Origin of the sequence: Synechococcus sp. OH2 (assembly GCF_047462155.1) — a bacterium.
GTDB lineage: Bacteria > Cyanobacteriota > Cyanobacteriia > Thermostichales > Thermostichaceae > Thermostichus.
Genome location: NZ_JANSIR010000110.1, coordinates 24,578 through 36,587, shown reverse-complemented (window position 1 = coordinate 36,587; position 12,010 = coordinate 24,578). Strand labels below are relative to the sequence as shown.

Sequence of the window (12,010 nt, the reverse complement as noted above, 5' to 3'; positions counted from 1 at the left end):
TTGCCCCAAAGCCCCCAGCGCCCCGTAGATGATGTTTACTGTGCCCAACACCGCCAGCACCGGGGCAAAGGACACATGGGCTTCCGACAGCATGCCCACGTTCAGGCGGATGAGGCCGTAGCCCCCCATCTTGAGCAGCACCCCGGCCAAGATCATCGAAATGGGCGCCGAGGCTTCGCTATGGGCATCCGGCAGCCAGGTGTGAAACGGAAAAATGGGCAGCTTCACCCCAAAGGCAATCAGGAAAGCTGCATACGCCAAGACCTGCAGGGCCAGCGGGTAGGATTTTGCACCCAGCTCTGCCATCTCCAGGCTGAAGCCCTCGCCGTAGAAGGCCATCGCTAGGGATCCCACCAGAATAAAAATAGAGGCGGCAGCGGTGTAGAGGAGGAACTTGGTGGCAGCATACTGGCGTTGCGGCCCACCCCAAATGGAGATGAGAAGATAAACGGGCACCAGCTCGATCTCCCACATCAAGAAGAAAAGCAGCAGATCCTGCGCCAAGAACACACCCACCTGGGCGCCGTACATCATTAGCAGCAGGAAGAAAAACAGGCGCGGCTTGTCAGCCACCTCCCAAGCCGCCACCATCGCCAAAGTCGTAATCAAGCCCGAGAGCAACACCAGCGGGAAGGACAGGCCATCCACCGCCAGCGACCAGTGCAGACCAATTTGGGGTACCCAGGCGTAGCGTTCTGCCAGTTGCAGTGAGAAATCCTGCAGGTTGTAATGCCGCCCGAAAACATAGACCATCAGGCCCAAATCCGAAGCCCCCACCGCCAGGGCATACCAACGCGCCCAGCGGCTCTGGGGGAGCAGAGGGATCCCAAAGGCTGCCAGCAGCGGCAGGAGCACCAGGGCCGACAGCCAGGGAAACTCAAGGGAATTACTCATGGCCGGGAATAAGTACTTATGCTCAACATACTAATGATATGAAGCTATGTAAACAAATGGAAAGCGATTTTTACAAAAAAATCTGCGCAATAGCGCAGATCTGGAGAAGGTTTCTCTGATGCTAAGCATCGAGGATCGCCAAGAGAGCGGCAACGGCGGCCTGGGTGGAAAGTCCGTCAGAGTTGGCGAGAGAACCTGGCTGGCCAAGCCAGGTCTCGGCTCCCGCACTCCCTCGACACCTGGGAACTAGGCAGGATCTACTCGTCTTCGGCGAAAACGAAGCGGTGCAACTCGTCCAAGGTAGGCTCAGGACTTTCCAGCGCGAAAAGGACGGCATCCTCAATCACGGCGCTCACCTTTTCCTGAATGGCCTGGAAGTCCGCCTCAGTCATCAAGTTGTGTTCGAGGGCGTAGCGCTCCAGTTGCTTAATGGGATCCCGCTGCCGCCAGAATTCTTTTTCTTCCGGGCTGCGCAGCTCGTCAGGATCGGCGAGGGAATGGCCCCGGAAACGATAGGTGATGCACTCCAGCAGGGTGGGGCCTTCGCCGGCGCGGGCCCGGGCAATAGCTTGTTGGGCAGCCTCCCGCACCGCCAGCACGTCCATGCCGTCTACTTGGTAGCCGGGCATGCCAAAGGCAGGGCCCTTGAGGTAGATGTCGGTTACCGAAGTGGCCCGTTTGTGGGCCATGCCGATAGCCCAGAAGTTGTTTTCCACCACATAGAGGATGGGCAACTTCCAGAGGGCGGCCATGTTGAGACACTCGTAGAACTGGCCGTTGTTGCAGGCTCCATCCCCAAAGAAGCAGGCTGTCACCTGGTCGGTGCCGCGGTACTTGGCCGAAAAGGCCGCCCCTGTGGCCACCGGGATCCCCTCGGCCACAAAGGCGTAGCCCCCCAAAAAGTTGTGCTCCGCCGAAAAGAGATGCATGGAGCCACCTCGTCCCTTGCTGCAGCCGGTGGCTTTGCCAAAGAGCTCCGCCATTACTGCTCGGGGGGGAATCCCGGTGCTGAGGGCATGCACGTGATCCCGGTAGGTGCTGCAGACGTAGTCGGTGGGCTTGAGCGCCTTGATCACCCCCGTGGACACCGCCTCCTGCCCGTTGTACAGGTGCACAAAGCCAAACATCTTGCCCTTGTAGTACATTTCGGCGCACTTGTCCTCAAACAGGCGGCCCAACACCATGTCTTCGTAGAGCATGCGGGCCTCTTCGGCAGAGATGCGAGCACTAGCCACGGGAGGGGTAAGTTCCTGAACCATGCGGGAAAGTGATTGAGGGTAACCCATTTTTGCGGTCTTTTAATTATCCCACGCTTGGGGGCACTTGCAATCCCGCTGAGGGGGAGATCGAGGTGGATCCCAGTTCTGGAGGAAGGGGGGTAGACTGAAAGATTAAGGCAGGAGGCATTGCCATTGCAGCAGCCGCATCGAAGTCAGAACTCCGTCCCGCTGAGGCGAATACTGCAAGAGCAGGTATCCTGGCAAAGGCTTTTTCTAGGGGGGATCTTCTCCTGGAAGCTGAAGGGCCGGCCAAGATAACGGGGTGCGCCTATGGGAGTCCGTTGGGTTAGCGGTTTTGCGGCGGTGCTATTTGCCCTGACGGTCACCCTGCTAGGGGGCTGGTACTTCACGGCAGCCATTGGGCTGATTATTTTTCTGGCGCAACTGGAGTTCTTTCGCTTGGTGCAGGCCAAGGGCAATGCACCGGCCATGCGCACCACCATGTTTTCCAGCCAGGTGCTGGTGATTTCGCAGCAGGTTAAGCCGGAGTGGACCAGCCCTGCTTTTATCGTGGCCGGTTCTGTGATCTGCTTTTATCTGCTTTTTAAGCCCAAGCTGGCCACCATCGCCGACATTGCCACCTCGATTTTGGGATTGTTTTACTGCGCGCTGTTGCCCAGCTTCTGGATCCGCGTCAGGGCTTTGTCTTTTTCCCAAGGACTTGGCGAAGGGCTGTGGATTACGCTGTTGGCTATTGGCTGTGTCATTGCTGCCGATGTAGCGGCCTACCTCTGTGGGCGGGCCTTTGGGCGCACCAAGCTCTCCCTCCTCAGCCCCAAGAAGACGGTGGAAGGGGCGGTGGCCGGGATCGCAGCCAGCATGGCCCTGGCCATGGCCGGAGCCTACTACCTGAACTGGCCCTGGCGCTGGTGGAGCGGCAGCGTGCTGGGGTTTTTGATTGGGCTAACGAGCCTGTTGGGCGACCTAACGGAATCGCTGATGAAGCGGGATGCCGGTGTCAAAGACTCCGGGGATCTCATCCCCGGCCACGGCGGCATTTTGGATCGGGGCGATAGCTATGTCTTTACCGCGCCGTTGGTGTTTTACTTTATGGAATGCCTGGAATGGCTCAACGCCTATTTCAGCCGATAATTGCGATAATTCCCACCCCAGCCGAGAAGATTCTAGACATAAGTTTGCCTTTAGAAGGTTGGACAATCTGTGCGCAATCCTCGTAGGAACGGTACGACCAAAGCTACCCTTGAAACGGAGAAATCTCTGGTCTTTTGGCTCTTCAGCTATCTCGTTCCCCAACTTTCTCTTGCTGCACTTCTAAGATGACCTGCCTGACATTTTCCAGACAGCAAAACCCCTGGGGGTTGTTGACCTGGCAGCCACAGCGCCTGGCTTTGATGTGGGCGGCAATCTCGGCAAGAATGGCCTGGGGCGTTGTGGATCCCTGCAGCTCCTGCCGAATGCGCCGGCGCGTCCATGCAAAACAGTAGCAGACGGGTACGTCCTCGCCACTTTCTTTTTGAAAGACTGGCACCTTGAGGTCGTCAACCCCAAAGCTTTGACCTTGCTTAGAAAAATAAACAACAGGACAAATGGGATCCCGGCAAAACGCGTAGCTGCTGTCCGCATCCAGTTGTGCCAAAGCTCGAGGGCACAGCAGGCTCTTCAGGGTAATCAGTTGAACCGGGATCCCTTGCTCCCCGCTCCTTGGACACAAGGGCTGCCAAGCATTAGCAGAAAATGGTGCAAGGGGTTCTCTTGTCATGGGTTATCGAGCTGTTGTTGGAAGATAGTGCAAGAGGAACTTTTCTCTTGTTCAGAAAATTTCTGTTGACGCTGTTCAATAAGTGTCGATAGCTCCCCTTTGAGTTCCTGCAGATGGGCAATTGACTTATCGATTTGTCTGAGTTTTTCCGTTAGCTTTACGTACACCTGCCAGCAGGGCAGAGCTTGCCCGTTTTCCTGAAGCAAGAGCAGTTCTTTGATCTCGGCCAGGGTAAGTCCCAAAGCCTTGGCACGGGCAATAAAAGCCAGCCGCTCCAGCTCAGGCTCCCCGTAGAGGCGATAGCCCCCCTCCGTCCTGCGCGGTTTGGGAATGAGCCCCAGGCGCTCGTAGAAGTAGAGGGTTTGGGGACTGATGCCCAACTTCTCGGCTACCTGACCCACCCGCAGCAGTTCAGTCATGCCCGGTTCTATACCCTCTCTCCAGCAGCTCTCCTAGCCTAAACCCTATAGCTAACTACAAGGTCAAGAGGGATCCCCGCAAGGCCCACCCCGGCAAAGAGAGCCGCAAGAGCCCGTCAGGCTGAAGTAAGCCTGCTAACCTATTAGGGTAGTTCTTCGAGAAGCCCTGGCCTAGATTCGGCATGACTGCTGCACCTGCCCTTGCCCCCCTGCCCAGCCAGTACAACCCCTTTGCAACCGAGCCGAAGTGGCAGCGTTTTTGGGAGGAAAAGGGGTTTTATGTGGCGGATCCCAAGGCGCCGGGAGAAGCCTTCAGCATGGTGCTGCCCCCGCCCAACGTCACGGGCAGCCTCCACATGGGCCATGCCTTTGCCTTTACCCTGCCGGATGTGGTGGTGCGCTACAAGCGCATGCGCGGCTACAACGTCCTCTGGCTGCCCGGTACGGATCATGCCAGCATTGCCGTGCACACCATCCTGGAAAACCAACTGCGCCAGGAGGGCAAGAGCCGCTTTGACCTGGGCCGCGAGGCTTTTCTGGAGCGGGCCTGGGCTTGGAAGGAGCAATCCCAGGGCACCATCAAAAGCCAACTACGGCGCCTGGGCTTGTCACTGGACTGGACGCGGGATCGCTTTACTCTCGATGAGGGGCTGAGCCGGGCAGTTACGGAAGCCTTTGTCCGCCTCTACGAAGCAGGGCTAATTTACCGGGGCGAGTATTTGGTCAACTGGTGTCCGGCCACCCAGTCGGCCGTCTCCGACATCGAGGTGGACAACAAAGAGGTCAAGGGCCACCTCTGGCATTTCCGCTATCCCCTGGCTGCGGATCCCAGCCAGTACCTGGTGGTGGCCACCACCCGCCCCGAGACAATGCTGGGGGATACAGCCGTGGCGGTCCACCCCCAAGACGAGCGCTACCGCCATCTCATTGGCCAGTTCGTGCGGCTGCCCATCAAGGAGCGCCTGATCCCCATCATTGCCGACGAGTACGTGGATCCCTCCTTTGGCTCTGGGTGTGTCAAAGTTACCCCAGCCCACGATCCCAACGACTTTGAGATGGGCCGGCGCCACCAGTTGCCCTTGATCAACATTCTCAACAAGGACGGCACCCTCAACGAGAACGGGGATCCCTTCACTGGTCTAGATCGCTTTGTGGCCCGCGAGAGGGTGGTGCAGTGGTTTGCCGAGCACGGTCTGCTGGAGAAGGTGGAGGAGTACACCCACAGCGTGCCCTACAGCGACCGCGGGGGTGTGCCCATTGAGCCGCTGCTCTCCATTCAGTGGTTTTGCGATGTTTCCGGCATGGCGGCCCGCTGCCTGCAGGAGGAGCGGGAGCACCACAACCCCCGCTTTATCCCGGAGCGCTGGACCAAGGTTTACACGGGCTGGCTGGAGAAGCTGCGCCCCTGGTGCATCTCGCGGCAACTGTGGTGGGGGCACCAGATCCCGGCCTGGTACCCCGTCATCGACGGCCAGATCCCTGAGGATCCCCAGGCTTTTGTGGTGGCCCGCAATGCTGAAGAGGCCTGGGCGAAGGCACGGGAGAAGTTTGGCCCGGCCCTCGAGCGGCTGGAGCGGGATCCCGATGTGTTGGACACCTGGTTTAGCTCCGCTCTGTGGCCTTTTTCCACACTGGGCTGGCCGGAGGAGACGGAGGACTTCAAGCGCTACTACCCCACCTCCCTCATGTCCACGGGCTTCGACATCATCTTCTTCTGGGTGGCCCGCATGGCCATGATGGGAGTGCAGTTTACCGGCCAGATCCCCTTCAAAGATGTCTACATCAACGGCCTGGTGCGGGACGAGCACGGGGCAAAAATGTCCAAGTCCAAGGGCAACGGCATCGATCCCATCGAGCTCTTGGACAAATACGGCACCGACGCCCTGCGCTACGCTTTGGTTAAAGAAGTGGTGGGGGCAGGGCAGGATATCCGCCTGGCCTACGACCGCAAGACTGGCGAGAGCGCCAGCGTGGAGGCGGCCCGCAACTTTGCCAACAAGATCTGGAACGCCTCCCGCTTTGTGCTCCTGAACCTGGAGGAGCAGACCCCCGCCCAACTGGGATCCCCGGCTCCGGAGGCGCTGGAGCTGGCCGATCGCTGGATCCTGTCGCGGCTGCACTCCACGGCCACCCAGGTTATCGAAGAGCTGGAAGCCTACGGCCTGGGCGAGGGGGCGCGGCTCTTGTATTCCCTGATTTGGGATGACTTCTGCGACTGGTACATCGAGCTGGTCAAGCCGCGGCTGCGGGGAGAAGACCCAACCTCCAAGCGCACGGCACAGCAGGTGTTGGCCACTGTGCTGGAGACCATCCTCCGGCTGCTGCACCCCTGGATGCCCCACGTCACCGAAGAAGTCTGGCACCTCCTCACCCAGGCCAACCAAGCCACCTCCATCTCCGTCCAGCCCTATCCCGCCCCTGACCCTAGCTGGATTAACCCGCAACTGGAGCGGGAGTTCGGCCTGGTGATCCAGACCATCAGCAGCCTGCGCAACCTGCGGGCAGAGGCTGGCCTTAAGCCCCATCAAACCATCACGGCTCTGCTGGTTACCGAGGATCCCGACGAGCAGCGGATCCTCACCGCCGCTCAAGCCTACATCCGTGATCTGGCCAAGGCCGAGTCCCTAGAAATTACGGGATCCCTGGCCAGGGAACCCAAGCAGGTGGCGGCTGCCGTAGTGGGCACGGTGCAGGTGCTGGTGCCCTTGACGGGGCTGGTGGATGTGGAGGCGCTGCAGGCTAAAGTGCAAAAAGATCTGGCCAAGCTGGAAAAAGAGGCGCAAGGGATCCGCGCCCGCCTGGAGAACCCCAATTTCCTCAGTCGGGCCAACCCGGAAGTGGTGCAGGCCAGCCGCGAGCAACTGGCAGAGCTGGAGGCCCAGATGCAGCTTTTGCAAGCCCGCCTGGAAAAGCTGGGCTAGGGCAACGGGGAGCACTCTCCTTTGGGGCTCTTGACCTAGGCAGTCGAATAGCACCGGCTATTTTTGTGCAATGGGAGTGGCCATCCCCCATCTCTGTGTTATGATGAAAGTTAATTCGAGATAGATGTCGGTTGTAGCGTTCGGTTCTTCTGATCTTGACGGGTTTTCACGTTTTGTATTGGCAGACGGCTCTCCGAATATCTCGCCCTTTGTTCCTCTCTCTTTCGGAGATCGTCGATGTCAATTTATGTAGGTAACCTTTCCTTTAAGGTGACAGAAGCGGATTTGACCGCTGTTTTTGCCGAGTACGGTTCGGTGAAGCGGGTGCAGATCCCCACCGACCGGGAGACGGGTCGCATCCGTGGTTTTGGGTTTGTGGAAATGAGTTCTGAGGCCGAAGAGCAGGCTGCTATTGCCGCTCTGGATGGCGCAGAATGGATGGGCCGCGACCTTAAGGTCAACAAGGCTCGTCCGCGAGAAGAACGCCCCACCTCAGGCTTCCGCTCTGGTAACCCCAACGGCGGCGAGCGGCGGCGCAACTTCCAATCTCGCTATTAAAACGCCTGCTGAGGCTTCTCGGTTTGAGTTTGCCCCTCACCCCCGGCCCCTCTCCCAGAGGGAGAGGGGGGCTAGGGATTGAGGCGGCGAGCTTTCCCTTGCAATTCGGTAGCGACTTTTAGGCCGGCGGTTTGTCCGGCCAGGGATCCGTGAGGTCGGCAGCTAGGGGATCCCAGTCCCAGCCCCAGTCGCGGGCGATGGCCTGCGTAAGGCCCAACTGGCCAGAGCCCGGGTAGCGGGCCAGGGCCAGCAGGAGATCCACCAGTTGCTCGCCAGTGGGGGTGCAGCCAAAGATGTGCAGTCCATCCCGGATCTGGGATTCCTTGAGCTCGCAGAGGTAGCCATCGAGGCGGCCCCAGTCTTCTTCCTTATCCAGGTTGAACTGCAGGTCGAGGTGCTCTCGGCAGGCAAGCTCCTGGATCTGGGCGCGGATCAGCGGGCAGCGCCCAGGATCCATCTGCTGGGCCTCGTAGTACTCGTCCATCAGCCGCTCTAGTTCCGCCAAGGGCCCGTAGAGCTCGGCACGGGTTAAGGGCGGGGTGAGGTGGTCGAGGATGACAGCCTGAGCCCGCCGCTTGGCCTGGGATCCCTCGCCAGGATCGTTGACGATGAAGGGGTAGAAGTGGGGCAGAGGCCCCAAGGCTATTTCTGGGTAGCAGGTGGCCGAAAGGGCGGATCCCTTGCCAGGCAGCCACTCCAGGTTGCCGTGCTTGCCCACATGCACCACCGCCTGCACGCCAAACACTTGCCGCAGCCACAGGTAAAAGGCCAGGTACTCGTGGGGCGGCGCCAGATCCGGGGCATGGTAGTTCAAAGCAGGATCCTGGTCGTAGCCTCGCGGCGGCTGGAGGCCGACAAAAACCTGCTCCAACTGCAGGCCGACAATGGGGATGTCGTGGGCGGGCGGATCCCCCCACTGCCGCACTAGATCCTCTTGGACAGCGGCAGGCAACTGGGCAAACCACTCCCGATAGAGGGCAGCCGGCAGCACCTGCCGCGCCGGGCGTAGGGATCCCAGCGGATCATAGGTTTGGCCCTGGGTTAGCCAGCGGATGAGCTCATCTCCGCTCTGGGGCAGTGGACAGGCGCGGTAGTCGGCTTCCGCCAGGGCCTTGAGGATCTCCACGCAGCTTGCCGGTGTATCCAACCCTACCCCATTGGCCAGCCGTCCATCCCGGCTGGGGTAGTTGGCCAAAATCAAGGCTAGACGGCGCTGATTGGCAGGAGTGCGCCGCAGCTTTACCCAGTTGGCCGCCAGCTCGGCCACAAACGCCACCCGATCCGGCACAGCCTCATAGGCCATGATCTCCGTCTGCAGGCGGGGATCCCACTGTTGAACCGTCTTGAACGAGATGGCGCGGCTGAGGATGCGGCCGTCCACCTCCGGCAGCACCACGTTCATGGCCAGATCCCGCGCCCCCAAGCCCCGAGTGGAGTTCTCCCAGCGCTCCCGCGACCCACTGCTCAAGACCACCTGCACAACCGGCACATCCAGCTCCTGCCAGAGACGGACATCGGGCTGCTCGCTCTCCAGGCGGGCCAGGGAAAAGCTGGTGGTGTTCAACAAAAGTTCAATTTGGCCGCCGAAGTGCTCCCGGATGGCCTGCGGCAAGTCCGGTTCCTGCAGGCCATAGGTGTACAGACACAGCGGCTGCAACCCCCGCTCCTGCAGGGCGTTGGCCAGGGCATCTATTGGCTGCGTATTCCCCGCCAAAACATGGGCCCGGTAGAGCAGGATCCCTACCTTGGGGGCGTGGGGATCCCTGAGGGGGGATAGGGGGGGATGGTAGATCCCCAGCCGGGGCAGCACCTGCGGCTCTGGCACGGCGTACTCCTGTCCCAGAAACTCCCTGGCCAAGAATTTCAAGCAAGCCGCCACATTGGCTGCCCCTCCTTCCAGCCAGTACTGCCACACCCGGTCTGCCACTGTCAGGGGCACGGTGGAGTGGCTAACCAAATCCCAATCGGGGCGGTCATCCCCAGGGATCACAATCAGGGTGGCTCCCGCTGCTGCCGCTACCTCTTTGGCCACCTCCAGACCATAGCTCCAGTAGGCCCTTCCCCCCAACAGGCGCAGGAGCACCACCTGAGCTTGCCGCAACACCTTCTCGGCGTAGTCGTCGATGCTGAGAGGCTGTTGCAACTGCAAGAGGTTAGCCGCCCGCACCGCCGGGAAATCAGCCGGCACCAAGCGCATGGCTGCGCTCAAGGCTGTCAGATCCGTGTCGGCTGCCGACAGGACAACGATGGGCGCAGGATCCTGCTCCAGGAAAATGACCCCACCTTGGGAAGGATCCCATCCCCCCGGCAAAGCAGCTATCCGGTGCATAGAGCCAGCGCCAGGCGCCCCGCCATCTCCTTGAGACTACACAGAAGGATAGCTTGGTAGCCCCGCACTTGCGTGGGGAGCGGAAAAGCTCGTAATTGCCAAGGGTATACTTGCCGAAAAGGCGTACCGTTCCCAGGCCAGCAGCTAATCACGGTGAAAAAAACCGACTGGTGCAGGCGTCCGAGACGCGAGAGGACGCCGTCCTGCTGACGCGAGCAGGGCTTTTCCTGAGGGGACTGTCTAGAGGCGTCTTGACAGCGCCTGTTTGAACTACGTGAGAACCCTACGCCTTGAGGCGGTGGGGGTGTCAATCTAACGGCCGTACTTGAGCACAAAGACATCTTTCAGACCAGCATGGGGCTCTCCGGCGAGGGATCCCCAGGTTACACCTACCACCCCGAGGGTGCCCTCTTGGTCTAGCGCCATGGCCTGGATCCAGTCGAAGTCGGCGCTGCCGAACTGGTGGCGCCAGAGCTCGCCGCCGTTGGTATCGTAGAGGCGGACAAAGGCATCGCTGCGACTTGCAGGGATCCCCTGGGTGGATCCTGCCACCCAGACCCTTCCGAGCCTATCCACGGCAATGGCCAGAGGGCGCTCCCCTTGCGCGCCGTCCCATTGGCGGCTCCAGAGCTCGTTGCCGTAGGGATCATACTGCCGCACAAAGACACTGTACCCCTGGAGCAAGGCCTGGCCAGCAGGAGCCTCTTGGGTATAGCCCGCCACCCAAACATTTCCCTCCTCTCCCACAGCGATGGCAAGAGTGCCGTCGCCCCCTTTGTTGAAAAACTGGCGCAGCCAAACCTGGTTGCCGCTGGGATCATACTGGCCAACAAAGCCGCCAGCCCTTGTGCGGTCGCGGACGAATCCGGTTATCCAGAGATTTCCTGCCCCATCGGCGGCCAGGGCAGTGACCTGGGCCCCTAGCTCGCGAACCCAGAGGGGTTTGCCGTCAGCGTTGTATTGGCGCACAAAGCTCTTGCCTCCGCTATTTCCGGCTACCCAGACATTGCCCTTGCCATCCACGGCAATGGCAGTGACCTGGTCAGGCTCAGCACCGCCCAACTGCTGCGTCCAGAGCTCCCGACCCTGGGGATCGTGCTTACGCAGGAAGATGTCTTTTGCGCCGGCATTGCTGTAGCCAGGGAAAGCGCCGTAGGTCACTCCTGCCACCCAGGTGTTCCCTCTCCTGTCCACTGCCACCGCCACAACTTCGTCTAAAGCAGGGGTGCCCAACTGCCGTGTCCAGAGCTCTCGGCCCCAGGCATTGTACTTGCGCAAGAAACCATCGCCACCCCCTGCCGAGCTTTGGCCCAAAAAGCTTCCCTCCGTTACCCCCGCCACCCAAATATTTCCCTTTCCATCAATTGCGATGGCGCGAGCCTCGTCAGAGGAAGGGGTGCCAAACTGACGCAGCCAAGGGCTGGGACTACAGCCAAAACCTAAACCGAAAAAAGCTAAGACACCCAGAACTGCTCTAGCCAGTGCCTGTCTCCTGCTCATAGGCCCTCTTTTGGGGGCACTGGGCAAAGCATAGCAAGGGCTCTCCCCGGCTATCGCGAGGGATAAGCCCCCGCCTCTTCTCCAGCAGCAGCACAGGATCCCTAGGCAACCTGAGGCATTGCTTCAGGGCTGGCCAGGCGCGGCGAAAACTGCAGCGCTGCCTGCACAAAGGCCTGAAACAGGCGAAAATGCTCAGCCTCTTCAAAGGTGAACTCGGGGTGCCACTGCACGGCAATAGCCCAGGGATGGGTTTCGTGCTCGATGGCCTCGATGAGCTCGTCGGGAGAACAGGCAGCCAAACGCCAGCCCGCCGGCACCCCCCAAACAGCCTGGTGGTGCCAAGAGACTACGGAGATTGCGTCGACGCCGACAATTTGCTGCAGGCGGGT

The 12,010-nt window shown here is 60.3% G+C and carries 10 protein-coding genes; 3 read left to right on the top strand and 7 right to left on the bottom strand.

Features of this window, described 5'->3' with window-relative positions:
- Together NW835_RS11560 and pdhA are read right to left on the bottom strand one after the other, a co-directional pair.
- Positions 1-894, bottom strand: an 894-nt coding sequence (locus NW835_RS11560) for an NADH-quinone oxidoreductase subunit M (RefSeq protein WP_414415355.1), incomplete at its 3' end; no start/stop codon positions are given.
- Between the two features lie 257 nt (positions 895-1,151).
- On the bottom strand, positions 1,152-2,153 hold the full coding sequence (gene pdhA, locus NW835_RS11555) for a pyruvate dehydrogenase (acetyl-transferring) E1 component subunit alpha (RefSeq protein ID WP_414415354.1): 1,002 nt from the start codon (positions 2,151-2,153) through the stop codon (positions 1,152-1,154).
- 291 nt (positions 2,154-2,444) lie between these two features.
- On the opposite strand from pdhA, the gene NW835_RS11550 reads away from it, so the two are divergent.
- Positions 2,445-3,266 (top strand): phosphatidate cytidylyltransferase, encoded by an 822-nt coding sequence (locus NW835_RS11550; protein WP_414415353.1) that lies wholly within the window; start codon positions 2,445-2,447, stop codon positions 3,264-3,266.
- A gap of 142 nt (positions 3,267-3,408) precedes the next feature.
- Here NW835_RS11550 and NW835_RS11545 read toward each other — a convergent pair whose 3' ends face one another.
- Together NW835_RS11545 and NW835_RS11540 are read right to left on the bottom strand one after the other, a co-directional pair.
- A complete protein-coding gene (locus tag NW835_RS11545; protein WP_414415352.1) occupies positions 3,409-3,846 on the bottom strand; it encodes a putative iron-sulfur cluster-binding metallochaperone in 438 nt (145 codons plus the stop codon).
- 44 nt (positions 3,847-3,890) lie between these two features.
- Positions 3,891-4,313, bottom strand: a complete 423-nt coding sequence (locus NW835_RS11540; protein ID WP_414415351.1) for a heavy metal-responsive transcriptional regulator — start codon at positions 4,311-4,313, stop codon at positions 3,891-3,893.
- Positions 4,314-4,495: 182 nt separating this feature from the next.
- Between NW835_RS11540 and NW835_RS11535 the strand changes: the two genes are divergently transcribed.
- Together NW835_RS11535 and NW835_RS11530 are read left to right on the top strand one after the other, a co-directional pair.
- Positions 4,496-7,234, top strand: a complete 2,739-nt coding sequence (locus NW835_RS11535) for a valine--tRNA ligase (RefSeq protein ID WP_414415350.1) — start codon at positions 4,496-4,498, stop codon at positions 7,232-7,234.
- A 237-nt stretch (positions 7,235-7,471) separates the two neighbouring features.
- The gene (locus tag NW835_RS11530) at positions 7,472-7,792 is read left to right on the top strand and encodes an RNA recognition motif domain-containing protein (RefSeq protein WP_414415349.1); all 321 of its coding nucleotides are present in this window, start codon (positions 7,472-7,474) and stop codon (positions 7,790-7,792) included.
- Between the two features lie 118 nt (positions 7,793-7,910).
- On the opposite strand, the gene cobN is transcribed toward NW835_RS11530, so the two are convergent.
- From cobN to NW835_RS11515, 3 genes are all read right to left on the bottom strand, one after another.
- Positions 7,911-10,121 (bottom strand): cobaltochelatase subunit CobN, encoded by a 2,211-nt coding sequence (gene cobN / locus NW835_RS11525; protein ID WP_414415348.1) that lies wholly within the window; start codon positions 10,119-10,121, stop codon positions 7,911-7,913.
- 312 nt (positions 10,122-10,433) lie between these two features.
- Positions 10,434-11,621: an SBBP repeat-containing protein gene (locus tag NW835_RS11520; protein ID WP_414415347.1), complete on the bottom strand. Its 1,188-nt coding sequence runs from the start codon at positions 11,619-11,621 to the stop codon at positions 10,434-10,436.
- Between the two features lie 101 nt (positions 11,622-11,722).
- A partial coding sequence (locus NW835_RS11515) for a gamma-glutamyl-gamma-aminobutyrate hydrolase family protein (protein WP_414415346.1) occupies positions 11,723-12,010 on the bottom strand: 288 nt, incomplete at its 5' end.